This is a genomic window from Pseudomonas benzopyrenica (assembly GCF_036884265.1).
Taxonomy (GTDB): Bacteria; Pseudomonadota; Gammaproteobacteria; order Pseudomonadales; family Pseudomonadaceae; genus Chryseomonas; species Chryseomonas benzopyrenica.
Map to the genome: position 1 here is coordinate 4,193,638 of NZ_CP145723.1, position 25,417 is coordinate 4,219,054.

A 25,417-nucleotide genomic window follows, 5' to 3' on the forward strand; every position below is an offset into this window, starting at 1 on the left:
AGTCACTTGGAATCCCGGTTACGAAAGAAGAAGCGAGAGGAAAGGTTCAGGAACAGCACGAACAGCGTCAGCAGCAGGGCGCCGGCCCAGGCCAGGTGCTGCCAGTTCTCGAACGGACTCATGGCGAACTGGAAGATGGTCACCGGCACGGTGGCCATAGGCTTGAGCACGTCGGCGTTCCAGTACTGGTTGCCGAAGGCGGTGAACAGCAGCGGTGCGGTCTCGCCGGTGATGCGGGCGATCGACAGCAGCACCCCGGTCACCACGCCGGCGCGGGAGGCGCGCAGCAGGATCTGCAGGGTCACCTTCCACTGGGGGATGCCCAGGGCCAGGGCCGCTTCGCGCATGGCCGGCGGCTGCAGCTGCATCATCTCGTCGGTGGTACGGGTCACCACCGGCACCACCAGCATGGCCAGCGCCAGGGAGCCGGCAAAGCCGGAAAAGCCCAGGCTGCCACCGGAGTACTGGTTCAGCGTCACCACCACGGCGGTGTAGATGAACAGGCCGATGACGATGGACGGCGCCGACAAGAGGATGTCGTTGACGAAACGCACCACCAGGCCGAGCTTGGAGTGGCGGGCGTATTCGGCCAGCCAGAGGCCGGCGAGGATGCCGATGGGTGCACCGATGGCGGTGGCCAGCAGGGTGATCAGCACGCTGCCGAACAGGGCGTTGGCCAGACCGCCGTCAGTGGCGCCGGGTGGCGGCGTCATCTCGACGAAGATGGCCGGGCTCAGGGCGCTGACGCCCTTGATCAGGGTGGTGCCAAGGATCCAGGCCAGGAAACCCAGGCCGAGCACGGCCGCGGCGCTGCCAAAGATCAGCGCGATGCCGTTCTTGATCCGCCGCTTGCGATAGAGATAGGCGTCGATGTGCATCAGTTACCTGCCTTGCGCGACAGTTGCGTCAGCATCAGCCGTGCCGCCAGCAGCACGAAGAAGGTCACCACGAACAGCAAAAAGCCCAGGGCGATCAGCGAAGAGCGGTGCAGATCGGTGTAGGCCTCGTTGAATTCGTTGGCGATCACCGAGGCGATGGAACTGCTCGGCATCATCAGCGAGAGGGAGAACTGGTGAGCGTTGCCCAGCACGAAGGTCACTGCCATGGTCTCGCCCAGGGCGCGACCCAGGCCGAGGAAGGCGCCGCCGACCACCGCCGAGCGGGTGTAGGGCAGCACGATGTCCCAGCAGACTTCCCAGGTGGTGGACCCCAGCGCATAGGCCGATTCCTTGAGCTGGGCCGGCACGCTGCGGAAAACCTCGTACATCACCGAGGTGATGAAGGGCAGGATCATGATCGCCAGGATGATGCCGGCGGTCAGCATGCCGATGCCCAGCGGCGGTCCCTGGAACAGCACGCCGATCACCGGGATGGCGCCGAGGTAGTCGTTGATGAAGGGCGAGATGTGCGCGGCCATGAAGGGGCCGAAGACGAACAGGCCCCACATGCCGTAGATGATCGAGGGGATACCGGCCAGCAGTTCCACCGCCGTGGCCACCGGACCGCGCAGCCAGGTAGGGGCGATCTCGGAGAGGAACAGGGCGATGCCGAAGGCGGTAGGCACGGCCAGCAGCAGGGCGATGAAGGAGGTCATCAGGGTGCCATAGATGGGCACCAGGGCGCCGAACTTCTCGGCCCCGACATCCCATTCGGCCGAGGTGATGAAGTCCAGGCCAAAGGTCATGAAGGCGTGGCGACCGCCCCAGAGGGTGGACGCGGCGGCGCCGACCAGTACCAGCAGTACCAGCAGCGCGGCGGAAAACAGGAGCCGGCGGAACCAGACATCGGCGCGGGTATCCCGGCGGATGCGCTGTTCCTGAGCGGCGGAGAGGGGCAGGGTCTGGTCGGTCATGGAGCTTTCCGTCTACCTGGAAGGACGCGCGAAACCGCCTGGACCCCAGGGGATCCAGGCGGCGGGACAGGCGTGTTTACTTCTTGAAGTCGGACGCCCAGTAGCCTTCGATCTGCTTGACCAGGGCATCCGGGACCGGGACGTAATCCAGGGCCGCGGCATCCTTCTGGCCATGCTCCAGGGACCACTTGAAGAAGTCGAAGGCGACCTTGCTGCGCTCTTCGTTCTTGGGTTCCTTGTACATCACGATCCAGGTGGTGGCGGTGATCGGCCAGGCATCGGCGCCCGGGGCGTTGGTCATCAGCAGGTTGAAGTCCTTGGCGCTCTTCCAGTCGGCGGTGGCGGCGGCGGCCTGGAAGCTCTTGGCGTCGGGCTGCACGAAGTTGCCGGCGGCGTTCTTCAGCTGCACATGGGACATCTTGTTGGTCAGCGCATAGGCGTACTCGACGTAGCCGATGGAGCCCTTGATCTGCTTCACGTAGGCGGCGATACCCTCGTTACCCTTGCCACCCACACCGACCGGCCAGTTGACGGTGGTGCCGAAGTTGAACTTCTCCTTCCACTCCGGGCTGACCTTGGCCAGGTAGTTGGTGAAGTTATAGGAGGTACCCGAGCCGTCGGAACGACGCACCACGGTGATGGCGCCCTCAGGCAGCTTCAGGCCGGGGTTCAGCGCGGCGATGGCCGGGTCGTTCCAGGTCTTGATCTCACCCATGAAGATCTTGGCCATGGTCGGGCCGTCGAGCTTCAGCTTGCCGGGCTCGATGCCTTCCACGTTGACGACCGGAACGATGCCGCCAATGATGGTCGGGAACTGGCCCAGGCCACCCTTCTGCAGGTCGTCGGTGCTCATGGGGGCGTCGGTGGCGCCGAAGTCCACGGTGCCGGCCTTGATCTGGGCAATGCCGCCGCCGGAGCCAATGGACTGGTAGTTGATACGGTTGCCAGTCTTCTCGCTGAAGCCTTGCGACCACTTCGACAGAACGGGGAAGACGAAGCTCGAGCCGGCGCCTGTGACATCCACGGCGTGAGCGGCGGTGCTCAGGCAAAAGGCCGACAACAACAGAGAGAGGCTGAACGTGCGTTTCATGGTGGCTCCATTACCTAGTGAGGGCTGGCGCTAGGCTATTGCCGAAATGTGACAATTAAGTGTCAGCGGCATGACGAAACGGGGACGGCAGAGCGCCATCATTGAGAGCGGCGGCGACAGCTCCTGCGTTGGCAAGCGAAGGTGTCCGCACCCAGGCCTTGCAGCAGACCGCTCGGACCCATCTGCCCTATGCTGTGGATGGCAAAGAGGCTGCCTACCTTCTGGTCGGCTTCCACCGGCGACCTCCGGCGGTCACCAGACGACACGCCTGTCCGCCGCCCGCGGTCGTCCCAGCAGCCTGTGCTGTGGCCACGATCCAGTTATGGCGGGCCTTGCAGGCTTTCTGGCGCATCCGCGCGAGCGAATTGGCAGCAGGAATTTAGCCAAGGCTATATATATTAGAACTATCTACAAGATAGACTTTCTCTATCCGGATGGGTAAGGTGGCGGCCTCTTTGGGGAGTAGCCTGCTTCCACTGCGGTGGAAAGCGTTCTGATCAACATACTCGGCAACCGCCGTGGTCAGGACAGCCGGTCAGGGTTGGCGAGACCAGAGGCATCACCGCGCCATGCCGGGCGTGCGGGGGTGTCTTGTGGATCGAGCCCGGTCGGCGCTGTGACGATGAACCCCGCTTCCCTGATGTTCCTAGCCTTCGCCATGTCCACCGATGCCTTTGCCGCCGCCGTCGGCAAGGGTGCCAGCCTGCACAAGCCCTGCCTGCGTGAAGCCCTGCGTACCGGCGCCATCTTTGGCGTCATCGAAGCCATCACCCCGGTGATCGGCTGGGCCATCGGCCTGACCGCCGCGCAGTACGTCCAGCCCTGGGATCACTGGATCGCCTTCACCCTGCTCACCGTGCTTGGCCTGCGCATGATCTGGGCCGGCTTCGGCGCGCCCGAAGCCGAAGCCGAGAAGCCCCGCCAGCACTCCTTCCTGCTGCTCGCCCTGACCGCCGTGGCCACCAGCATCGACGCCCTCGCCGTGGGCGTGGGCCTGGCCTTCATCGACGTCAACATCATTACCGCCGCCCTGGCCATCGGCCTCGCCACCATGGTCATGGTCACCACCGGGGTGATGCTGGGCCGGGTGATGGGCAATCTTGTGGGCAAGCGCGCGGAGATGCTCGGCGGCGTGGTGCTGATCGTGATCGGCGCGGCCATCCTTCATGAACACCTGGCCGCTGTCGCCGCCTGATGGCCACGCTGTGGCGTAGCGCGCTCCTCGTCCTGGTCGCCCTGCTACTGGCAGCCTTGGGCTTTCTCGCCTGGCAACGCTTCTGGCCGGCCCAGGCCGCGCCTGGCTGGCGCTACGCAGTGGCCCATGCCGATATCGCCAAGGCCAGTGCCCTGGCCTGGCAGGGCGACGCCCTGCTCACCGCGGAAGAACTCAAGGACGGCAAGGGTCGCCTGCTGCGCATCGATGCCCAGGGCCGGCGCAGCGTGCTCAGCGCGGGCCTGTACAAGCCCGATGGCCTGGTGCCCTACCAAGAGGGTTTCGCCTACAGCCAGGAAGGCGGCACCCATCCGATCCGCTGGTTCGACGCCACTGGCAGTCGTGATCTGTTCATCGGCATCAACGCCCAGGGCCTCTGGGCCGAAGGCAAGCGCCTCTATGCGGTGGAAGACCGCAAGGGCGAGGGACGCCTGCTGCGCTACGACGCCGCCGATGGCAGCCTGACCGTGCTGCGCGACCACCTGGACGAGGCGGAGTCCTTTACCCGCTGCCCGGATGGCAGTGCCTTCTATACCGAGAAATCCCGTGGCCTGGTGCGCCAGCTGAGCGACGATGGCCGTGATCCGCCGGCGCTGAGCGATCTGCGCGAACCGAGCTTTCTGCTCTGCGACCATCGCGGCCTGTGGATCAGCGAAGACTCCACCCACCGCGCCCGCCTGCTGCTCTGGGATCGCCAGTCAGCCCCGCGCGCCATCCTGACCTTCCTGCGCGCCCCCCAGGCCTTGCTGCCACGGGGCGACGGCTACCTGCTGGCCGAAGGCGGGCGCAACCGCATCATCGCCCTCGAGCCGCGTTAGCACATGCGCTTCAGGGTATCGTCCTTGCGCACCAGGTGATGCCAGAGCGCGGCCAGCACGTGCAGGCCGATCACCCAGTAGAAGGCCTTGCCCAGCCAGAGGTGCACGCCCTTGAGCGTCTTCGCCAGTTCCGGGTCCACGGGAAAGGGCGAAGGCAGCGCCCAGGTGCTGGAAGGGATCTTGACCGCGCCGATGGTCAGCCAGACGGTGAAGAGTCCGAGCAGCGGCTGGGCCAGCAGAAAGGCGTAGAGCCCGTAGTGGGTCAGCCGGCCGACGGTCTCCAGGCTCTTCGCCAGCGGCGGCGTGATCGGCGGTACCGGATGGCGGTGGCGCACCAGCAGTCGCGGCAGGACCAGCGCCAGGACCAGCAGGCCGACCCAGAAATGGCTGAGCACTACCCACTGGCGCTCCAGCGAGCCCCGCTCGAACTGCCCGCGATTGAGGATCAGTACATAGGCCAGCAGTACCAGCAGGGCCATGAGCCAGTGCAGCAACCGGGCGCTGCGCGCATAGCGGGAAACAGGAGAAGCGGAAGACATGAGGAGGTCCTGCTACTGAGGTGAAAAGGCGCCGGCAGTGTAGCGGTGCCCCGTTGCCGAGGGTAAGACGGCAACGGCACTAACCGCAGGGCGCCGCCGAGGTGTCCAGCAGCAACTTACTCAGTTGCTGCGGCGCCTGGTGCACCAGGCCGGTGGGCGATTCGCAGACGCGCTGCACGAAGTTATCGCTGAACAAGAGCTTGCCATGGACGAAGTACTCGCCCGGACGGCGATTGGGATTGTCGATGCGGGTACCCAGGCGCTCCGCCAGCCAGCTGCCGGCTTCGTAGTGACTGATCCAGCGCTCGTCCTGCAGCTCGGCCAGGGCCTCGGTCGGGGCATCGCGCGCCACCACGATCATTGGGACATCGCTGACCTCGGGCACCAGGTCGTTGTGGCCCCAGTGACCCCCCTCCCCCAGCCGCTGGCCGTGATCGCCGGTGATGATCAGATAGCGCTCGCCGTCCAGACGATCGAAGTCGGCGAGAATCTCGGCGAGCAGGCCATCCAGGTAGTGCAGGGAATTGTCGTAGGCATTGGCCTGGCCCTCGGCGCCGCTGTCCGGCCAGGGCGCGGGCGTGGTCTCGTGCCGATAGTTCTGCGCATAGGGCAGGTGCGCGGTGCGCAGGTTGAGCACCACGAAGTTGCGTGGCGCCCACTGCTGTTCGTCGAGGATCTCCAGCAGGGCGCGATCCTGGCGCTGCAGAAAGCGCAGCGGATGGTCCTCGCGGGAGATGGAAACGTCCAGGTGGCGACTGCCCAGGTGCGCCAGCAACTTGGACTCCTGGGAGGACAGCCAATGGGTGCGAAAGCCGGCGGCCTGGGCGAAGCGAAACAGATTGATCTCGCCGCTGCGCAACCGCTGGTCCTGGCCCGGCTCGCGGATGGGATTCAATAGATAGGGCAGACTGACGTCGGTGGCCACCCCTGCCGCTACCCCGGGCCGGATCAGCGCCTGGGGATTGTCCGCCAGGTAGGCCGAAAGCTTAGGGGTGGTATTGCGTTCGTAACCAAAGGCGCCCAGCCGATCGCTGCGCAGGGAATCGGCCACCACCAGCCAGACGTGTCGCGCGGTACTGGGCACCTGGGCCAGCCCATAGGGCGCATAGGCGGTGGGCGGCAGGACGACGTCGTCACGCCCGGCCAGGCGCACCGCCCAGGCGGAAAAGGCATTGAGGCTGTTGTGCAGGCCGCTGCGACTGGGGCTGGGCACGAAGGCATCGAGGTTGCGATAGGTGGCGCGATAGGGTTTGGACAGCAGCACCGCGGCGATCAACAGCAGCGCCCAGCGACTGGCCGGCAGCGGCACCCGGCCCGGCAGGTAGAGATGCAAGGCGATCAGCAGCCCATAGGGCAGACCCACGCAGAGGAGCACCGGCCAGTGCTCGGGGAGGCTGAGCCAGAGTGTGTGGCGCACCTCGGCGGTGTCGCCCAGTAAAGCCTGGATATCGATGGCGCTGAGCGGCTCACCGAAAAAGCTGAGGTTGCCCAGCTGCAACAGCTGCATCAGCGCGAACCCCAGCAGGATGGCCACTGCCAGGCGTGGCAGCTGGCTCAACCAGAGCGCCAGGCTGAACACCCAGAGCGCGGCGACATAGCCCGCCTCCAGCTCGGCGCGGTTGTTGGGGGTGAAGCCTTGCTGCAGGAAGTCGTCGGCCAGCAACAGCAGGCAACTCAAACTGCTCAAGGCCAGCAAATTGCGCCAGTGCCGCCAACCCGTGGCGCGGGGGCGGGAAAACGTCGCGAGCAGCATCAGGGGACCCTGCGCAAGCGCAAGGGGAAGCGAAGGCGAGCGGCCATGAGCGGGCTCCAATGACAGGAAGCCGCTACCCTGAGGGGCGAACCTTAATGAAGTCTTAGTGGCTCATGCGCGGTAACAGATGACCAGGCGGTCAGCCGGTAGGAGGCCGGCTTGACCCTGAAGTCACTTCAGGCTTCAGGATGGTCACAGAAAAGCTATTGCCCGCTGCCTCCTCAACCCTTCGGAGACCTGTAGATGAGTGGCTCCACCCCGCACCACGATCACGATCACGATCACGATCACGATCACGATCACCAGCATGGCCACGATCACGGCCATGGTCACGCCCATGCCCCGCGGGTCACCGCCGACAACGAGCGCAAGCTCAAGCTGGTCTTCGTCCTGACCTTTGGCTACGCCATCGTCCAGGCCGTGGGCGGCTGGTGGTCCGGCTCCCTGGCGCTGATCGCCGATTCCGGGCACATGGTCTCGGATGCCGCGGCCCTGCTGCTGGCCCTGGTGGCCTACCGCGTGGCGGCCAAGGCGGCCAATGCGCGCTTCACCTATGGCTTCCACCGGGTACGCATCCTCGCCGCCCTGACCAATGGCGTCGCCCTGCTGCTGCTGGTGCTATGGATCGGCTGGGAAGCCATCATGCGCCTGCGCGAACCCACCGAGGTGCTCTCCGGCCCCATGCTGGTGGTGGCGGTGATCGGCCTGGTGGTCAATATCGTCGGCTTCGTGGTGCTCAACAGCGGCCACAAGGACGACAGCAACCTGCGCGGCGCCCTGCTCCATGTGGCCGGTGACCTGCTGGGTTCGGTGGGCGCCATCGTCGCCGCCCTGGGCATCCTCTGGACCGGCTGGACCTGGCTGGATCCGGCGCTGTCGATCCTGGTCGCCCTGCTCATCGTCAAATCGGCCTGGACCCTGGTGCGCGATGCCGGCGCGGTGCTGTTGCAGGCCGCGCCAAGGGAATTCGACACGGCCGGTGCCACGGCGGCGGTCCGTGCCCTGCCGGAGGTGGCCGAGGTGGGTCATCTGCACGTCTGGACGCTGACCGACGAAACCCGCATCGCCACCCTGCACATCACCCCGGCGCCGGGCAGCGACCCCCTGCGTCTGCCGACCCTGGTGGGCGAGCTGCTGCGCAGTCGCCATGGACTGCAGCACGTGACGGTGCAGGTGGATCCGCCGGGCACCCTCGACGGGCACTGCGCCTAGGCTCTGAACAGTGCCTGCGCCAGCTCAGGCTGCGTTAAAAATCCGCTGGGTCGGAATGCTCATTTACCACTCGTAACTTCGCGCGCGAGGCCGATCCGCTTCCTCCTGGATTCGCTTCGCTGGCGCTCACCCTTCGGGTAGCCATTGGCTGTTACTCCCGTTGGTCGTTGCGCCTCGCCTGATCTTCGCTCGGCGACTGTTCAGACCAGCCTCGGCATGCAACGCCCGGTAACAGTCGCCCTCGCCGGCGCCCGGTCTTCGCGGCGATGATGACGGGCTGGCGGCATGGCAGAGCGAGGAAGACAGGCGTGCGGGTACTGCTGGTGGAAGACGATGCGGCCCTGGCCCAGGGCATCCGCATGGCCCTGCGCGGCGAGGGCTATACCCTGGACTGGGTGGCCAACGGCCTGGCCGCCGAGCACGCCCTGGCGTCCGAACGCTTCGACCTGGTGCTGCTGGACCTGGGTCTGCCACGGCTGGACGGCCTCGATCTGCTGCGCCGCCTGCGCAGCCGACCCGACGGCCAGGTGCCGGTGCTGGTGCTTACCTCCCGCGATGCCAAGGCCGATCGTATCCAAGGCCTGGATGCCGGCGCCGACGACTATCTGGTCAAGCCCTGCGACCTGGACGAACTCAAGGCGCGCCTGCGGGCCCTGATCCGCCGCAGCTGTGGCCGGGCGCAACCGCTGCTGGAGCACGCTGGCATCAGCCTCGATCCGGCCAGCCAGGCGGTGCACTATCGCGGCGCCGAGGTAATGGTGACCCCCATGGAGTATCAACTGCTGCACCAGCTGCTGTTGCGACCGGGCGCCGTCATCACCCGCGAGCGGCTGAGCAATGCGCTCTATGGCTGGCAGGAAGCGGCCTCGGGCAACACCCTGGAAGTGCTCATCCACAACCTGCGCAAGAAGCTCGACAGCGGCCTGATCCGCACCGTGCGCGGGGTGGGCTATCTGCTGGAGCGTCAGCCATGATCGCCATCCGTACCCGCATCCTCGCCCCCACCCTGGCCCTGGTGCTGGCCGGCAGTCTGGCCCTCGCATTGCTGGCCCTGCGCGACAGCCATCGCGAGATCGAGGGCATCTACGACGCCCAACTGGTCCAGGGCGCGCGCCTGCTGGAAGGCCTGCTGCAGGCCGGTACGCCGGCGGCGGATCGCTGGCCGGAGCTGATCCGGGTGTTCGACCGGGCCATGCAGCCCGTTCCCGGCAGCGTACCGGCGCACCCCTACGAGAATCAGTTGACCTTCCAGATCTGGAGCGCGGACGGCCAGTTGTTGGCCCGGTCCGGCCAGGCGCCGCGGTTGACCGAGGTACCGCCCGAGGGGCTGCACGAGGTGTTCGACAACGGTCGCGAATGGTGCGGAATGCTGGTGCATACGGCCAATGGCGGCCTGCGCATCTGGGTCGGCGAGCGCGAGGACCTGCGCCAGGACCTGATCCAGCGCATCGTCAGCCATACCCTCTGGCCGACCCTGGTGGGCCTACCGCTGCTGGTCGGGGTGCTCTGGTTGCTGCTGGGCTGGGGCCTGCGCCCGCTGCAGCACTTCGCCCGCAAGCTGCGCGAGCGCGACCCCCACAGCCTGGCGCCGCTGCCGGCCGGACCGTTGCCGCCGGAGTTGCAGCCCATGCGTGGCGCCCTGGATCACCAGCTCGCCCAGTTGCGCGCCCTGCTCGAGCGCGAGCGCCGCTTCATCGCCGACGCCGCCCATGAATTGCGTACCCCCCTGGCGATCCTCGATCTGCATGCGCAGAACGCCCAGCACGCCGAGACGGCGGAAGAGCGCGAGGAAGCCCTGGGCTATCTGCGCCAGGGCGTCGGTCGAGCCACCCGTCTGGCCAGCCAGTTGCTGACCCTGGCGCGGCTGGAACCCGGCGCCGCCCAGGTCCAGGCGCTGGACCTGGAACCCCTGGTGCGCGAAGAGCTGGCGGAATTGACGCCCCTGGCACTCAAGCATCAGGTGGAACTGGTGCTGGCGGCCCAGGCCGGACCACCGGTGCTGGGCGATCCGGATGCCATCGCCATCGCCCTGCAGAATCTGGTCACCAACGCCCTGGCCTTCGCCCCTGCCGGCAGTGCGGTGGAGGTCGGCATCGAGGCCAGCCAGGACGACGGCGTGTTGCTGCGGGTGGAGGATCGCGGCCCCGGGGTGGACGAGGCCGAGCTCACGCGGCTGTGCGATCGCTTCTACAGTGCCGGCAATCCCCAAGGCGCCGGGCTGGGGCTGGCCATCGTCGAGACCATCGCCCGCCGGCTGGGCGGTGCCCTGAGCTTCAGCAATCGCGCCCGGGGCGGCCTCCGGGTGGAGTTGCGCCTGCCGCGCGCGGGCTAGGTTTACACGGCTAGGCCTGCTGGCAACCGCGCGCCAAGACCGGCCGCGCGGGTCGGGTCAGGCGCAGGCCGAGGCCCATCAGCAGCACCACGCCCACCGCCATCAGTAGCCAGGCATTGGCCAGGCTGTCCAGATGGTCGCGCAGGATGCCGGCGGCCAGCGGCGCCAGGCTGGCGATCAGATAGCCACCGCCCTGGACGAAACCGAGCAAGGCACCGGCTTCGGCGGGATCGCGCACCTGGTCCATCGCCAGGATCAGCGACAGCGGAAACAGCGCGCCGATGCCCAGACCGAGCAGGATGGCGGTGGGCACCGCCAGTTGCAGCGGCGCCAGCGCCAGACACAGCAGTCCCACCAGCACCACGCCGAGCACGCCCAGCACCAGCGGCCGGCGACTGCGCAGCCGGGCGATGGTGGCCGACAGCAGGAGACCGGCGCTGACCTCGGCGAGACTCACGCCGCCCAGCAACAGCCCGCTGTCGGCCGCTTGCCAGCCGAGGCCGGTGTAGTACGGCGGCAACCAGGCCAGCACCAGGGTGTAGGCCGCGGTGCCGATGCCGAAGAAGGCCAGCAACAGCCAGGCCTGGCGCTGACGCCAGGGTTGTGCGCGAGGTGCAGCATCCTGCGCCGGCGCATCCGGACGGGCCAGGGCCAGCCAGACGCCGAGCGCCAGCAGCACCGGCAGGGTCCAGAGCGCCAGGCCCTGGGCCCAGCCCCACTGCTCGGCCAGGGGTGCCGCGGTGGCCGCCGCCACGGCCGCGCCGCCCATGATGCCGGTGGTGTAGAGCCCCATCAGGGTGCTGGTGCGCTGCGGATGGCAGCGGCGGATATAGGCCGGGATCAGCGCCTGTACCAGGGCGATGCCGACACCGCCCAGGGCGGCGGTGAGGATCAGCCCCAGGCCGCTCGGCTCTTCCCAGCGCAAGGCATTGGCCAGGGCCAGCAGCAGCAGGCCGAGGGCGATGCCGCGGCGCTCACCGAGCCAGACCTGCAAGCGCGCGCCACCCAGGGCGCAGAACCCCATGGCGGCGATGGGCAGGGTGGTCAGCGCCCCGGCGCCACTGCCTTCCAGGCCGGTCGCGGCCTGGATGCCATCCAGCAGCGGACCGATGGCGGCCAGGATGGGCCGTAGATTGAGGCCGACCAGCAGCACCAAGAGCACGGCGAGGAAGGCGTCCTGGCGCGGTGCGGGCGTGGTCGGGGATGATGATGACGCGGAAAGCATGGACAATCTCCAAAGTAACGCAGTATTTCTCTTGACGAGAAGTATCTTAACATCAAGATATATTCCCGAGGTAAGCCGATGGCCGATCGCGCCGAATTCGCCGTGGACCAGTGGCACCACGAGCGCCCCGACCTGGATCCCCTGCCCATGCGCCTGGTGGGTCGGCTGGGCGAGGTGGCCCAGGTGCTCAGTCGCGATGTCCTGCAGCCCTTCTTCGACGAACACCGGCTGCACTATGGCGAATTCGACGTCCTGGCGACCCTGAGGCGCGCCGGCGAACCCTATGCCCTGAGCCCGACGGTGCTCTATGAATCGGCCATGATCTCCTCGGGCGGCATGACCAATCGCCTCGACCGCCTGGAGCGCGCCGGCCTGATCGAGCGGCGCAAGAATCCCGAGGATCGCCGCAGTACCCTGGTCGCCCTTACCGCCGCGGGCTTCGCCCTGATCGACGGGCTGATGGCCGCCCACGTCGACAACGAACGCCGCGCCCTGGCCACCCTCAGCGAGGCCGAGCAGCGGCAGCTGGATGCCCTGCTGGGCAAGTGGCTGGCCGGCCGCGCACCCTGCTGATGGCCAGGCTCATCGACTTCAGTTCATGCAACGGCCTGCACGCCGTGGCCCAGGACTACGCCCATGGCGATCGGGTGCCGCCCCATAGCCATCGCCAGGCGCAGCTGATCCATGCGCTCTGCGGCGTGGTCATCGTCAATACCGCCCAGGGCCGTTGGGTGGTGCCACCCGGACGGGGGGTCTGGGTGCCCGCCGGCGAAGAGCACGACCTGCACCTGCTGGGCCGGGTCGAGGTGCGCACCCTGTTCGTCGATCCCGGGGTGCGCGCCGAGCTGCCGACGCGCTGCCAGCTGATCGCCGTCTCGCCGCTACTGCGGGAACTCATCCTCGCCGCCCTACCCTTGCCGGTCGACCGACCGGCCGAGGGTCGCGCCTGGCATATCCTGCAGCTGATGCTCGACGAGTTGCAGGGCTCGCCCACCGCCGGCCTGCACCTGCCCTGGCCGGTGGATGCCACGCTCGCCGACCTCTGTCGCCACCTGCGCCAGTACCCGGGCGAGCGCTGGACGCTGACCCGGGCCGCCACGCGGCTGGCGGTCAGCGAACGCACCCTGAGCCGGCTGTTTCTCAAGGAGACCGGCCTGAGTTTCGGGCAGTGGCTGCAGCGGGCGCGACTGGATTCCAGTCTCACCTCGCTGGCCGCCGGCCATGCCATCGTCGACGTGGCCCTGGACCACGGCTATGCCAGTCCCAGCGCCTTCGCCACCCGCTTCCGCCAGGTGCTGGGCGTGTCGCCCTCGGCCTATCGGGGCCAGACGGAACTGCCCGTCGTCCCTAGCCCGCCACCCGGCCCAGCTCGGCTGGATCGATGAGCCCCAGGGCCGCGCGCTGCGCCGAGCTGGCGGCCAGGGCCAGACGACCACCATAGGGATGGCGCGGGTGGATCGTCAGCTGGTTGCAGGCCTCCACCACGCTGGCCACCTCTTCCAGGCGGGAGAAATCGATCCCCGGCGCGATGCCCTGGCTGTAGAGGTTCAGCGCCAGGGTCACCAGGTCCACGTTGCCGGTGCGCTCGCCATTGCCGAACAGGCAGCCTTCCACCCGCGTCGCCCCGGCCAGCTGGGCCAGTTCGGCGCAGGCGACCCCGGTGCCCCGGTCATTGTGCGGATGGACGCTGATGGTCACATGGGGCGCCGGCCCCAGGCCGCGGATGAAACCCTCGATCTGATCGGCATAGACGTTGGGGGTGGCCACCTCCACCGTCGCCGGCAGATTGAGGATCAGCGGGCGCTCCGCCGACGGTTGCCAGGCCTCGCGGACCGCCTGGCAGATCTCCAGGGCGAAGTCCGCCTCGGTGAAACAGAAGGTCTCCGGTGAATACTGGTAGGTCCAGGCCGTTTCCGGCTGGGCATCGCACCGGGCGCGCACGCGTTGGGTCCCGGCGACCGCCATGGCCAGGGTGGCGGCGCGATCCTGGTCGAACACCACCCGACGGAACAGCGGCGCGGTGGCGTTGTAGAGATGCACGATGGCCCGGGGTACGCCCACCAGGGCCGCGAAGGTGCGGTCGATCAGCTCGTGGCGCGCCGGCGTCATCACCTGCAGCCAGAGATCGTCCGGCAGCCCGTCCGCCGTGACCAGTTCGCGCACGAAGGCGAAATCGGTCTGGGACGCCGCCGGAAAGGCCACCTCGATTTCCCGGTAACCCACTGCCAGCAGCAAGGCGAAGAAGCGCCGCTTGCGTTCCAGTCCCATGGGCTCGATCAGCGCCTGGTTACCGTCGCGCAGATCGGTGGAGCACCAGCGCGGCGCCTCGGTCAGTTGACGGCCCGGCCATTGGCGATCGGGCAGGTGGGGCGCGGCGAAGGCTTGGTACTTGGTCTGGGGTTGCTTGAGCATGGGAGACTCCAGGGCTAGGCCCCAGAGTCTGACCGGCCACCCTGGCCGCTGCGCTCGCGAGCAGGACAGCGCCCTGCGCGATCCGGACAGCCACCGGCATGAAAAAAGCCGCCGGGGATGATCCGGCGGCTGTGTGTGCCTCGGACGCTAACGATCAGTCTACCGAGATGCGCTCCAGCGGCACCGGCTTGAGGCGCGGCGTGAGCACATGGATGACCACGATGGCCACCAGGTAGGCGCTGCCGGCCACGATGAAGATCGGCTGGTAGGACTTGAAGATCTCCAGGATGTAGCCGTTGTAGGTGGTCATCAGCATGCCGCCGATGGCACCGGCGGTACCGCCGATGCCGATCACCGAGGCCACGGCTTCCTTGGGGAAGAGATCCGACGGCAGGGTCATCAGGTTGGCCGACCAGGCCTGGTGGGCCGCGGCGGCGAGGCCGATGATGCCCACCACCAGCCACAGGCTGGAGACGAACTGGGCAGTGACGATGGGGATGACCGCCAGGGCGCAGAGCAGCATGGTGGTCTTGCGCGCCAGGTTGGCGCTGCGACCGAGCTTCATCTGCTTGGAGGAGCCCCAGCCGCCCATCACCGAGCCGATATCGGCGAGGATGTAGATGGCGATCAGCGGCGGACCGAAGGATTTCAGATTCAGGCCATAGGTCTTGCCGAGAAAGTCCGGCAGCCAGAACAGGTACAGCCACCAGATCGGATCGGTGAGGAACTTGCCGGCGGCATAGGCCCAGGTCTCACGGAAGGTCAGCAGCTTGAACCAGGAGATCTTGGTCTCGACGGCGGGCTTGGCCGATACCGGGGAGCCGTCGTCGGCCTGGATGTAGGCCAGCTCTTCGCGACTCACCTTGGGGTGCTCGTGGGGACGGCGATAGATCAGCAGCCAGGCGATCAGCCACAGGGCGGTGACCAGGCCGATGGAGATGAAGGCCGCACGCCAGCCCCAGGCCAGGGTGATGGCCGGTACCAGCAAAGGTGTGATGATAGGCCCCATGGCGGTGCCGGCATTGAACAATCCGGTGGCCTGGGCGCGTTCCTTTTGCGGAAACCATTCCGAGACCGCCTTGAGGCTGGCCGGAAAGCTGCCGGACTCGCCGAAGCCGAGGGTGAAGCGCACCAGCACGAAGTGGGTGACGGTGTGGGCGATGCCGTGGCCGATGCTGGCGATGGTCCAGATGGTGAAGGCCAGGGCGTAGCCGATGCGCACCCCGACCTTGTCGATGATGCGGCCAAAGGTCAGGAAGCCGATGGCATAGGCACACTGGAACCAGAATACGATCTTGGCGTAGTCGGTCTCCGTCCAGCCCAGGTCCGCCTGCAGCGTGGGCTTGAGGATGCCGATCATCTGGCGGTCGATGTAGTTGATGCCGATGGCGACGAACAGCAGGGCGCAGATCAGCCAGCGATAGCGGGTGAAACGAGAAGTTTGCGAGGTAGCGGCGACGGGCGTGTCCTGCGGCCGCAGGGCGGACTCCGTCTCGGGAGTGACCTGGATAGTCATTGAATGGGCTTCCTGACTTGTTGTTATTGACCGGGGTGAACCGGGGTCGTTGGAAAGCTGTTACCAGATATTCATATGACATCGTATGAGTGACTTTCAAAGGTGTCAATCCACCCAAAGCAGAGTGGTCAGCCATCTCGTCTGGGGGTAAACACCCTGCCCGACCCCGTCCTCCCTGCGCCTCGAATGAGCGCGGGCAGGCGAGAAATACAGGGGCGAAGGATCTGTGACGCGCCTGGCACTTTCGCGCCCGCGGACGTCTAATGCCCCATCTTTGAAGCGAAGCCGTCGCCTCATCTTTTCTGCCGAGCCTGCCGTGTCCTTCGCCGATACCCCCTCCCTGCTGGCGCGCCTCGCCGAGCTGGAGCAGAGCAATCGTCACCTGCGTCAGCAGCTGGACGCGTGCGCGGCGCCCCGGGAAGGCGCCGCCACCTTGGCCAGCGAGCGCTATCAGTTCCTGTTCAATGCCATGGACGAGGGCTTCTGCGTCATCGAATTCATCGACGGCCCCCATGGACCGCTGAGCGACTATGTCCATGTCGAGGCCAATCCAGCCTATACCGCCCATGCCGGCATCCCCGACGTGGTCGGCCAGAAGCTGCGCGACATGGTCGGCGACGAGGCCCAGGCCTGGCTCGATCGCTACGGCCATGTGCTGCGGACCGGCGAAGCCATCCGCTTCGAGCAGGAGTTGGTGGCCACCGGCCGCTATCTGGACGTCACCGCCTTTCGCATCGAGCCGGCCAGTCGCCGGCAGGTCGCGGTGCTGTTCCAGGACATCACCCCGCGCAAGCGGGCCGAAGCGGCTCTGCGGCAACTCAACGAGACCCTCGAAGAACGGGTACAGGCCGCCCTGGCGGCCAATCGCATCCTGGCCAACGTGGTGGATGGCGCCGCCGCCCTGATCCAGGTGCTGGATTTCGATTTCCGCTGGCTGGCGATCAACGGCTCCGGCGCCGATGTCTTCGAGCAGGAGATCGGGGTCCGGCCGCGCATCGGCGATTCCTTCAGCGAAAGCCTCAGGCAGCGGCCCGAATTGCGCGACGGCATCCTCGCCCACTGGCGCCGCGCCTTTGCCGGCGAGACCTTCAGCGAGATCATCTCGCTGGGCGAAGGGCCGGGCCGGCGCCATTACGAACTGCAATTCAGCCCACTGCACGATGCCGAAGGACGCTCCATCGGTGCCTATCAATTCGCCTACGACGTGACCGAGCGCCTTGAAGAACAACAGCGCATCCAGGTCATGGAAGAGGCCCTGCGCCAGTCGCAGAAGATGGAGGCCGTCGGCCAGCTCACCGGCGGCATCGCCCATGACTTCAACAACCTGCTGACCGGCGTCCTCGGCTCGCTGGAGATGCTCGACCTGCGTCTGCGCCAGGGCCGGCTGCAGGACCTGGATCGCTACACCGGCACCGCCCGCAGCGCCGCCCAGCGCGCCGCCGCCCTGACCCACCGGCTGCTGGCCTTTTCCCGGCGCCAGACCCTGGATCCGCAACCGGTGGCGCTGGAACGACTGGTGATCGGTCTGGAAGACCTCATCCAGCGCAGCATCGGCCCGCAGATCGCCCTGGAGCGCGAAGCCGATCCCCAGCTGTGGCTGACCCACATCGACGCCTCCCAGTTGGAAAACGCCCTGCTCAACCTCTGCCTCAATGCCCGCGACGCCATGCCGGACGGCGGTCGCATCCGTATCGTCCTGGGCAATGAGTGTCTCGACGAAGCCCAGGCCGAGCACCAGGCGCTGCCGCCGGGCGACTTCGTGCGCCTGAGCGTGGGCGATACCGGCAGCGGCATGAGCGACGAGGTCCTCGCCCGGGTGTTCGATCCCTTCTTTACCACCAAGCCCCTCGGCCAGGGCACCGGACTGGGGCTCTCCATGGTGCATGGTTTCGTGCTGCAATCGGGGGGCGAGATCCGCATCGACTCCGCCCCCGGCGCGGGCACCTGGGTACACCTCTATCTGCCGCGCCATGGCCTAGCGCCGGTGATCAGCCCCCCGGTCCATCCCGAGCCCGAACCCAACCTGCCCGGCCAGGGCGAGACCATCCTGGTGGTCGACGACGAACCGACCATCCGTACCCTGCTGGTGGACGCCATGACCGCCCAGGGCTACCGGGTGCTGGAAGCGGCCGATGCCGTCACCGCCTTGGCGCTGCTCCCGCCCGACCACCATCTGGATCTGCTAGTCACCGACGTCGGCCTGCCTGGCGCGCTCAACGGTCGCCAGCTGGCCGATGCCTTGCGCGGCCTGCAGCCGCAGCTGCCAGTGCTGTTCATCACCGGCTATGCCGAGGCCAATGTCATAGGTGCCGGGGATCTCGAGGCGGGCATGCGGGTGCTGACCAAGCCCTTCACCCTGGATACGCTGGAGCGACGCATCCAGTTACTGCTCGACGAACGCTGAACCCAGCCTGAGCGATTACGAATAATGGCTTTTTGCTACTATTCGCCATCACTTCTTTCAGTGCCCTCTGTTGTCGAGAAGCCTATGGACAAGCGCTCTCTGGTTCACCTGCTGCTGATCTTTACCCTGATCGCCTGCATGGCCCTGCTGGCCTCGTTGATTCGCTAATCACGTTAAGCCAGCCATAAGCCGGACGATGGCAAGCTATACCTCGTGCCGAAAGGCATCGTAGAAGCTGACATCTGCGCTTTCAGCCCGGGAGGATCCCGGGCTTTTTTTCGCGCCGACAAAATGCGCAACAGTCCACGGGTCCGCGCTTTGCCACTGCAGCGACATTCGCCGGCCCTGGCATCATGAGGCTCTCGTCCAGGAGGGACAGCCATGATCACCAGGATGCCGTCAGCCACCGCCTCGTCGCTCGCCTTCGATGTCTGCCCCCTCGGCGCGGAGGCCCCGTCCCTGTCCATCGAGATGCTCCGGCAGGGCTTTCTGGCCCTGGATCATCATGGACAGCTCGACCTGAGCCGCACGATCAAGCGCCAGTTGCGCGAGCGCCTGGTCGAGCAGCTGGATGCCCAGCTGCCCAGTGTCGTAATCGACTCCCTGGACCGCTCTACCCCTCAGCCTCAGGCCGTGCCCCAGCGCCGCCTCCGCGGCGGCTGACCGCCCCGCTCAGTCCCGATAATCCGGCTCCAACCGCATGAGCTGACGCTTCACGCTGTCCAGGTGCAGGCGCGCGCTGTCGGCATTGCCCTGCAGCATCTGCTGGCAGGCGGCGTGGGCGATGGCTGGCGCCACCGGTTTGAGTGGTCGGCCGCTGGCCATGGCCTTGAGTTGCACCTCGGCGGCGCGCTCCAAGTAGTAGAGATCGTCCCAGGCCTCGGCGATGCTCGGTCCCAGCACCAGGGGTCCGTGATTCTTCAGCATGACCACCGCCGCGTCACCCGCCGCCCGGGCGATGCGTTCGCCTTCGGCCGCGTCCAGCGCCAGGCCGTTGTAGTCCTCGTCCACGCTCAGGCGGTCATAGAACTTCAGCGCGGTCTGCCCGGCCCAGACGAAGGGGTCGCCTTCCAGCAGGCAGAGCGCCGTGGCGTGGGGCATATGGGTATGGAAAGCCGCCCGCGCGCCCGGATTGAGCCGATGCAGCTGGGCGTGGATATGGAAGGCGGTGGCTTCGGGAGCCCCCTCTCCCACGACTACACCGCCCACGAAGTCGCAGATCAGCAGCGAGGAGGCGGTCACCTCGGCGAAGGCCAGCCCATAGGGATTGACCAGGAAGAGCTCGTCGTGGCCCGGCACCACGAAGGAAAAGTGATTGCAGATGCCCTCGCCCAGCCCAAGGCGGGCGGCCATGCGAAAGCAGGCGGCCAGATCGATGCGCGCCTGGCGGATGGCTGGGGTATTCAGATCAAGCTGATGGGCAGTGGCGTCGGTACTCTCGAAGGCGTGGGCCATGGGTTGCTCCTTGGGAAGAGGCCGGAACGCTGCACAAAGGATGCCGCTCCCTGCCATGGGGCTATCATCATGAAGATTCAGCAGTCTCTTGTTATATATCTGCTGTCTTCGCTTCCGTAGAGAGCCCTGGCCCACCTGCTGCCCCTGGAGATCCCAGCCAAGGGGCAACTGGTCGGGTGCTCGGCGAGAGTCTGGAGGGCAACAAGCGGGTCAAGGCCAGCCACCAGGTGCGGCGTGCTGCGCCGGCGGGCGGCCTGGTCACCGAACTCAAGACCCAGAACTCGGCGACACCCGCTACTTCGATGCCGCCGGCTTCAAGGGACGCTCGGTCGGGCTTTGATCCGCGGTCAAAGGGTAAGGGTGCCGCGGATGCAGTCCTGCACCGCGCCACCCACCCAGATGCGGTCGGCGATGCGTGCCACCCGCACCCGACCACGGCGACCCATGGCCGTGCCCTGGCTGGCCAGGTAGCGCTCCGGGGCCAGTCCCGCCGGGATCAGCCACTGCGCCAGACTGGCGTTGAGGCTGCCGGTGACCGGGTCTTCGGCGAACTCATCGCCCATCAGGGCGCGAACCTCGAACTGCGCCTCGGCAGCGCTGCCCGTCCAGGGTGCGATCAGGCCGACATTGAGGCCTTCCAGCGCCGCGTAGTCCGGGCGGATCGCCAGCAGCTCCTCGCGACTTTCCAAGAGCACGGCGACCCAGCCGGGGCCATTGTCGGCCCATTGGCTGGCCTGGAAGCGCGCGGGCGAAAGGCCGGTGCCACGGGCGATGCACGCCAGCACCTCGGGCGCCACCGACCCGCTCCGCAGCAGTGGCGGCGCGGCGAAGGCCAGCTCGTCCCCGGCGGCGCGGATGGGCACCAGGCCGGCGCCGCACTCCTGGATCACCTCGCCGCCTTGGGGTCGTCCGCCCTCGCGCAACCAGACATGGCAGCTGCCCAGGGTCGGATGGCCCGCGAAGGGCAGCTCGCGGACTGGGGTGAAGATGCGCACCCGGTAGTCCGCGGCTGGATCTGTGGGCTCGAGGAGAAAGGTGGTCTCCGACAGATTGGTCCAGCGCGCCAGGGCGGCCATCTGCTCGGTGGAAAGTTGATCGGCACCGCAGACCACCGCCAGGGCATTGCCCTCCAGGGGGTGCTGGGCGAAGACATCAACCTGATGGAAAACGAGGGACATGGCGGCAGGCTCTTGGGGCAAAGAGCCGATTGTCACCGGTGGAGCCCAGGCCGGACCAGCCACAGCCAAGCCGCGAAAGGTCCGTACAGATGGGTGTCGGAAGAGAAGCTGCCCGGCAGCTACTTGGCGGCGGTGAGGACGCGGAGTCGGACAGCGATCTATCATTGGAACCTGGCCTTTCCGATCACCGAAAGGGGTACTGCCGCCTCGTTCAGGTCGCGCATTGTGTCGCGAAAAAATCCTTGCCTGTGAACCTGGCGGGGTCTAAACAATACGACCGACGGCCTGACCCATGACCATTGGCGGTCAGGCGATCCATAACAAAAGCCAGCCAAGAGGTCTCCCGCATGAGTCATGCAGGCAAACGCGTTCTGGTCACCGCCGCCGGCCAGGGGATCGGTCGGGCCACCGCCCTCGCCTTCCATCGCGCCGGTGCCGAGGTCATCGCCACCGACATCAATGCCGCCGCCCTGGACAGCCTGGATGGCCTGCAGACCCGGGTGCTCGACGTCACCGATGCCGCGGCCGTGTCGGCTCTGGTCGCCGAGCTGGGCAGCTTCGACGTCTTGTTCAACTGCGCCGGCTACGTCCATGCCGGCAGCATCCTCGATTGCGACGAAGAGGCTTGGCGCTTCTCCTTCGAACTCAACGCCACCGCCATGTACCGGATGATCCGCGCCGTGCTACCCGGCATGCTGGCCCAGGGCGGCGGCTGCATCATCAACATGGCTTCGATCGCCTCCAGCCTCAAGGGCGTGGCCAACCGTTGCGCCTATGGCGCCAGCAAGGCGGCGGTGATCGGCCTGACCAAGTCGGTGGCCGCCGACTATGTCGGCCAGGGCATCCGTTGCAACGCCATCTGCCCCGGCACCGTGGACTCTCCCTCGCTGCACCAGCGCATCGCCGACCAGGCCGCCCGCGAAGGCCGCAGCGAAGCCGAGGTGCAGGCCGCCTTCGCCGCCCGCCAGCCGATGGGTCGCGTGGGCCGCCCGGAAGAGATCGCTGCCCTCGCCCTGTATCTTGCGTCCGACGCCGCCGCCTTCGTCACCGGGACCGCCCAGGTGATCGATGGCGGCTGGAGCGTCTGACGCCGTTTTTCGTCCGCACCCTTTTCCCCTCATAGGAGCTCCGATGAAACTCTTGCGCTACGGCCCCCAGGGCCAGGAAAAACCCGGTCTGCTGGATGCCCAGGGCCGGCTTCGCGACCTCTCCGGCCAGGTGGCCGATCTTGCCGGCGAGGTGCTCGGCGCCGATTCCCTGGCCCGCTTGCGCCAGCTGGCCCCGAACAGTCTGCCGCTGGTGGACGGCTCACCGCGCCTGGGTCCTTGCGTGGGTCGGGTCGGCAAGTTCATCTGCATCGGCCTCAACTACGCCGATCACGCCGCCGAATCCGGGCTGGACGTGCCCAAGGAGCCGGTGGTGTTCAACAAGTGGACCAGCGCCATCTGCGGCCCCAACGACGCGGTGCAGATCCCCCGCGACTCGACCAAGACCGACTGGGAAGTGGAGCTGGGCGTGGTGATCGGCAAGGCCGGGCGCTACATCGACGAGGCCAATGCCCTGGATCACGTGGCCGGCTATTGCGTGGTCAACGACGTCTCCGAGCGCGAGTGGCAACTCGAACGCGGCGGCACCTGGGACAAGGGCAAGGGCTTCGACACCTTCGGCCCGCTCGGCCCCTGGCTGGTCACCGCCGACGAGGTGGCCGATCCGCAGAATCTCGATCTCTGGCTGGAGGTGGACGGCCACCGCTACCAGAACGGCAACACCCGCACCATGATCTTCACGGTGGCCCAGATCATTGCCTACCTCAGCCGCTGCATGAGCCTGCAGCCGGGTGACGTCATCTCCACCGGTACCCCGCCGGGCGTGGGCATGGGCGTCAAGCCGCAGTCGGTGTACCTCAAGCCCGGCCAGGAAATGCGCCTGGGCATCCAGGGCCTGGGCGAGCAGCACCAGCGCACCGTCGCCGCCGACTGAAAGCTCCCTTCATCCGCGTTGACATCGCCGTGCCCGTTTTGAACGGGCACGGGGGGTGAGGAAATGGTCATGCCGATGAAGAGCACGCGTGGAGTAATCAGAGAACCTCACTACGTGGAAAACACCATCCAGTTTTCCACCCTACGCCAGACTAAACGTAGGTTGGCGCTGAGCGCAGCGAAGCCCAACAAAGGGTGAGCATCCTCACCCCAACCCTCTCCCAAAGGGAGAGGGGGCGGCTCCGTGGATAGCCTTTAGGTTTGGCGTTAGCCGAGCGCAGCAATGCGTGGAAAACGCCATGCAGTTTTCCACCCTACGCCAGACTAAACGTAGGTTGGCGCTGAGCGCAGCGAAGCCCAACAAAGGGTGAGCACCCTCACCCCAGCCCTCTCCCAGAGGGAGAGGGGGCGGCTCCGTGGATAGCCTTTAGGTTTGGCGCTAGCCGAGAGCAGCGATGCGTGGAAAACGCCCTGCGGTTTTCCACCCTACGCTAGGCCCGACGTAGGTTGGTGCTGAGCGCAACGAAGCCCAACGAGGGGCCGGCATCGTGGCACCTCGTAGCGTGGACAACGGCGCAGCCTTGTCCACGCGCCAAACACCAGTCCGCTACCGCTTGGGACTCAAGGGACTGTCGTCCAGGTCCTCGCGCTCTTCGGTGGTGGTGGTGTCCGCCGAATCCGGCACGTCGCCGTATTCGTCGTAGTCGTGGGGGGTCTGCTTGTCGTCCGCGGGTTCGGGATTCATGAGGTACTCCGATAAAAGAAGTGCCCTCGGTGGAGTCCGCCGGCCCCGGCTACGTTCCCGCTAGATCAGCGCCACCAGACGTTCGGCGACCCGGTCGAAGGGTTCGATGCTGCGCTGCGCACGACACAGTGGAATCACCCCCTGCACCGCCGCCACCAGCAAGGTGGCCAGCCCCGTGGCCGCCTCGGCCGAATGCCCATGCTCGACCAACGCCACCTGCAAGCGCGCCTCCCAACGGCGATAGATGCCCGCCGCCGCGTCCAGCTCGCGCTGGGCGATCTCGTCCACCGGCTCTTCCACCGCCACCGCCATCACCGGGCAGCCGACGCGAAAATCCGAGTCCAGCAGGATATCACGCCAGAGCCTTAGGAAGCCCTGGATCCCCGCCAGGGCCCCGGCCTGCAGCTGCCGCTCCAGATCGCGACTGACCTGGGCGCCCGCCAGCTCCACCGCCTCCACCACCAGCTGATGCTTGCCGCCGGGAAAGTGATGATAGGTGGACCCCAGCGGCGCCTCGGCGCGCTTGATGGTCTCGCGGATGCTGGTGGCATTGAGGCCGTGCTGCGCCAGCATGGCCGACGCGGCCACCACTACCCGTTCCCGCACCGTCGACTGCTCGGTCATTCATTCTCCTTGCTATGACAGTCGTCATAATCTACCGTCCAGGCATTATAACAACTGTCATAGGGACCACCCCATGCCCAGCGACGCCCTCGTCGAGGACCTGATCACCGCGGACGGTTATCGCCTCAGCACCAGTCGCTATCCCGCCCAGGCGCCGCTGCAGGGACGGCTAATCGTCGCCGGGGCCACCGCCGTGCCCCAGGGCTTCTACCGGCGCTTCGCCCAGCATGCCGCCATGCGCGGTTTCGAGACCCTGACCCTGGACTATCGTGGCGTCGGCCGCTCGGCACCGGCCTCGCTCAAGGGCTTTCGCATGGACCTGCTGGACTGGGCGCGCCAGGACCTCGCCGCCGCCGTGGACGCCATGGCCCAGGGCGACGTCCCGCTCTACCTGGTCGGCCACTCCTATGGCGGCCATGCCTTCGGCCTGCTGCCCAACCACGCCAAGGTCGCCGGCTTCTATGTCTTCGGCACCAGCGCCGGCTGGCACGGCTACATGCCGCCGCTCGAACGCCTCAAGGTGCTGGGCATGTGGAAGCTGGTGCTGCCGGTGCTGACCTGGTGGAAGGGCTACTGTCCCTGGAGCGCGCTGGGCCTGGGCGAAGACCTGCCGCGCGACGTCTATCGCCAGTGGCGGCACTGGTGCAGCTACCCCCACTACTTCTTCGACGACCCGGCCATGCGGGGCATCGAGGCCGGCTATGCCGAGGTGCGCACGCCCATCGTCGCGGTCAATGCCCTAGACGATCTCTGGGCCACGCCGCGCTCGCGCGATGCCTTCATGCAGGCCTATCGCAACGTCGACCTTCAGCGCGAAGACCTCGACCCCCGCCAGCACGGCGGCGCCATCGGCCACATGGGTTACTTCCGCGCCAACGCCCAGCCCCTGTGGGATCGCGCCCTGGACTGGTTCGCCGCCCTGCCCCGCTCACCAGGTCTGAGCTGAGTCCCAAACAGGCCGCCAACACGGCGCGCCTGTCGCTTTTCCAAAAGCTCCCCGTCGTTTCCGGACAGTCATCCCGCTGCCCCAGGTCCCATTGTGGCGGCACGAATAACAAGGAGTGACACCC

24 protein-coding genes and 1 riboswitch are annotated in these 25,417 nt (G+C 66.9%); of the genes, 12 read left to right on the forward strand and 12 right to left on the reverse strand.

The features are described 5' to 3' along the window. Positions 1-2: 2 nt before the first annotated feature. From pstA to pstS, 3 genes are all read right to left on the reverse strand, one after another. Positions 3-878, reverse strand: a complete 876-nt coding sequence (gene pstA / locus V6W80_RS19905) for a phosphate ABC transporter permease PstA (protein ID WP_017638706.1) — start codon at positions 876-878, stop codon at positions 3-5. Beyond that, positions 878-1,852: a phosphate ABC transporter permease subunit PstC gene (gene pstC / locus V6W80_RS19910; protein ID WP_007160736.1), complete on the reverse strand. Its 975-nt coding sequence runs from the start codon at positions 1,850-1,852 to the stop codon at positions 878-880. The genes pstA and pstC overlap by 1 nt, the downstream gene beginning before the upstream one ends. Before the next feature lie 76 nt (positions 1,853-1,928). Further along, the gene (pstS, locus tag V6W80_RS19915) at positions 1,929-2,942 is read right to left on the reverse strand and encodes a phosphate ABC transporter substrate-binding protein PstS (RefSeq protein ID WP_017638705.1); all 1,014 of its coding nucleotides are present in this window, start codon (positions 2,940-2,942) and stop codon (positions 1,929-1,931) included. A 450-nt stretch (positions 2,943-3,392) separates the two neighbouring features. Then, a riboswitch (yybP-ykoY riboswitch) is annotated at positions 3,393-3,555 on the forward strand. 9 nt (positions 3,556-3,564) lie between these two features. On the opposite strand from pstS, the gene mntP reads away from it, so the two are divergent. Together mntP and V6W80_RS19925 are read left to right on the forward strand one after the other, a co-directional pair. Beyond that, positions 3,565-4,137, forward strand: a complete 573-nt coding sequence (mntP, locus tag V6W80_RS19920; RefSeq protein WP_017638704.1) for a manganese efflux pump MntP — start codon at positions 3,565-3,567, stop codon at positions 4,135-4,137. Continuing rightward, positions 4,137-4,973, forward strand: coding sequence for a hypothetical protein (locus V6W80_RS19925; RefSeq protein WP_338545178.1), 837 nt, complete (start codon positions 4,137-4,139; stop codon positions 4,971-4,973). The genes mntP and V6W80_RS19925 overlap by 1 nt, the downstream gene beginning before the upstream one ends. On the opposite strand, the gene V6W80_RS19930 is transcribed toward V6W80_RS19925, so the two are convergent. Together V6W80_RS19930 and V6W80_RS19935 are read right to left on the reverse strand one after the other, a co-directional pair. After that, positions 4,970-5,512 carry a cytochrome b gene (locus V6W80_RS19930; RefSeq protein ID WP_338545179.1) on the reverse strand — a complete coding sequence of 181 codons (543 nt, stop codon included), beginning with the start codon at positions 5,510-5,512 and terminating at the stop codon, positions 4,970-4,972. The two genes, V6W80_RS19925 and V6W80_RS19930, sit on opposite strands and share 4 nt — an antisense overlap. A 79-nt stretch (positions 5,513-5,591) precedes the next feature. Further along, positions 5,592-7,265: a phosphoethanolamine transferase gene (locus V6W80_RS19935; protein ID WP_338545180.1), complete on the reverse strand. Its 1,674-nt coding sequence runs from the start codon at positions 7,263-7,265 to the stop codon at positions 5,592-5,594. Positions 7,266-7,508: 243 nt separating this feature from the next. On the opposite strand from V6W80_RS19935, the gene V6W80_RS19940 reads away from it, so the two are divergent. The 3 genes from V6W80_RS19940 to V6W80_RS19950 all read left to right on the forward strand — a co-directional run bounded on the left by V6W80_RS19940 (position 7,509) and on the right by V6W80_RS19950 (position 10,809). Beyond that, a complete protein-coding gene (locus tag V6W80_RS19940) occupies positions 7,509-8,477 on the forward strand; it encodes a cation diffusion facilitator family transporter (RefSeq protein ID WP_338545181.1) in 969 nt (322 codons plus the stop codon). 308 nt (positions 8,478-8,785) lie between these two features. After that, entirely contained in the window at positions 8,786-9,451 is a 666-nt protein-coding gene (locus tag V6W80_RS19945) for a response regulator (RefSeq protein WP_338545182.1), read from the forward strand. Beyond that, positions 9,448-10,809, forward strand: a complete 1,362-nt coding sequence (locus V6W80_RS19950; RefSeq protein WP_338545183.1) for an ATP-binding protein — start codon at positions 9,448-9,450, stop codon at positions 10,807-10,809. Before V6W80_RS19945 ends, V6W80_RS19950 begins: the two co-directional genes overlap by 4 nt. Before the next feature lie 10 nt (positions 10,810-10,819). Here the strand turns inward: V6W80_RS19950 and V6W80_RS19955 are convergent, their stop codons facing one another. Next, complete coding sequence (locus V6W80_RS19955; RefSeq protein ID WP_338545184.1) at positions 10,820-12,034, reverse strand: MFS transporter; 1,215 nt, start codon at positions 12,032-12,034, stop codon at positions 10,820-10,822. Positions 12,035-12,112: 78 nt separating this feature from the next. On the opposite strand from V6W80_RS19955, the gene V6W80_RS19960 reads away from it, so the two are divergent. After that, positions 12,113-12,607, forward strand: a complete 495-nt coding sequence (locus V6W80_RS19960) for a MarR family winged helix-turn-helix transcriptional regulator (RefSeq protein WP_338545185.1) — start codon at positions 12,113-12,115, stop codon at positions 12,605-12,607. Next, positions 12,607-13,419, forward strand: a complete 813-nt coding sequence (locus V6W80_RS19965) for an AraC family transcriptional regulator (RefSeq protein WP_338545186.1) — start codon at positions 12,607-12,609, stop codon at positions 13,417-13,419. The genes V6W80_RS19960 and V6W80_RS19965 overlap by 1 nt, the downstream gene beginning before the upstream one ends. Here V6W80_RS19965 and V6W80_RS19970 read toward each other — a convergent pair. Together V6W80_RS19970 and V6W80_RS19975 are read right to left on the reverse strand one after the other, a co-directional pair. Beyond that, positions 13,382-14,446: a 2-isopropylmalate synthase gene (locus V6W80_RS19970; RefSeq protein WP_017638694.1), complete on the reverse strand. Its 1,065-nt coding sequence runs from the start codon at positions 14,444-14,446 to the stop codon at positions 13,382-13,384. The genes V6W80_RS19965 and V6W80_RS19970 overlap by 38 nt on opposite strands. Before the next feature lie 154 nt (positions 14,447-14,600). Continuing rightward, positions 14,601-15,962, reverse strand: a complete 1,362-nt coding sequence (locus V6W80_RS19975) for an MFS transporter (protein ID WP_017638693.1) — start codon at positions 15,960-15,962, stop codon at positions 14,601-14,603. Positions 15,963-16,278: 316 nt separating this feature from the next. Here V6W80_RS19975 and V6W80_RS19980 point away from each other — a divergent pair, with 316 nt between their 5' ends. Both V6W80_RS19980 and V6W80_RS19985 read left to right on the forward strand, forming a co-directional pair. Beyond that, positions 16,279-18,366, forward strand: coding sequence for a hybrid sensor histidine kinase/response regulator (locus tag V6W80_RS19980; RefSeq protein ID WP_338545187.1), 2,088 nt, complete (start codon positions 16,279-16,281; stop codon positions 18,364-18,366). Positions 18,367-18,747: 381 nt separating this feature from the next. Then, on the forward strand, positions 18,748-19,029 hold the full coding sequence (locus tag V6W80_RS19985; RefSeq protein WP_017638691.1) for a hypothetical protein: 282 nt from the start codon (positions 18,748-18,750) through the stop codon (positions 19,027-19,029). Positions 19,030-19,038: 9 nt separating this feature from the next. On the opposite strand, the gene V6W80_RS19990 is transcribed toward V6W80_RS19985, so the two are convergent. Continuing rightward, the gene (locus V6W80_RS19990; protein WP_338545188.1) at positions 19,039-19,821 is read right to left on the reverse strand and encodes an aldolase; all 783 of its coding nucleotides are present in this window, start codon (positions 19,819-19,821) and stop codon (positions 19,039-19,041) included. A 347-nt stretch (positions 19,822-20,168) separates the two neighbouring features. Further along, on the reverse strand, positions 20,169-20,999 hold the full coding sequence (locus V6W80_RS19995; protein WP_338545189.1) for a PhzF family phenazine biosynthesis protein: 831 nt from the start codon (positions 20,997-20,999) through the stop codon (positions 20,169-20,171). Positions 21,000-21,346: 347 nt separating this feature from the next. Here V6W80_RS19995 and V6W80_RS20000 point away from each other — a divergent pair, with 347 nt between their 5' ends. Continuing rightward, entirely contained in the window at positions 21,347-22,087 is a 741-nt protein-coding gene (locus V6W80_RS20000; RefSeq protein WP_017638687.1) for an SDR family oxidoreductase, read from the forward strand. A gap of 43 nt (positions 22,088-22,130) precedes the next feature. Continuing rightward, positions 22,131-22,979: an ureidoglycolate lyase gene (locus V6W80_RS20005; RefSeq protein WP_338545190.1), complete on the forward strand. Its 849-nt coding sequence runs from the start codon at positions 22,131-22,133 to the stop codon at positions 22,977-22,979. Positions 22,980-23,585: 606 nt separating this feature from the next. Here V6W80_RS20005 and V6W80_RS20010 read toward each other — a convergent pair. Together V6W80_RS20010 and V6W80_RS20015 are read right to left on the reverse strand one after the other, a co-directional pair. Beyond that, positions 23,586-23,723, reverse strand: a complete 138-nt coding sequence (locus V6W80_RS20010; RefSeq protein WP_177329639.1) for a hypothetical protein — start codon at positions 23,721-23,723, stop codon at positions 23,586-23,588. Positions 23,724-23,783: 60 nt separating this feature from the next. Further along, positions 23,784-24,347: a TetR/AcrR family transcriptional regulator gene (locus V6W80_RS20015; RefSeq protein ID WP_269216689.1), complete on the reverse strand. Its 564-nt coding sequence runs from the start codon at positions 24,345-24,347 to the stop codon at positions 23,784-23,786. Between the two features lie 73 nt (positions 24,348-24,420). Here V6W80_RS20015 and V6W80_RS20020 point away from each other — a divergent pair, with 73 nt between their 5' ends. Further along, positions 24,421-25,293, forward strand: a complete 873-nt coding sequence (locus V6W80_RS20020) for an alpha/beta hydrolase family protein (protein WP_338545191.1) — start codon at positions 24,421-24,423, stop codon at positions 25,291-25,293. Positions 25,294-25,417 lie beyond the last annotated feature (124 nt).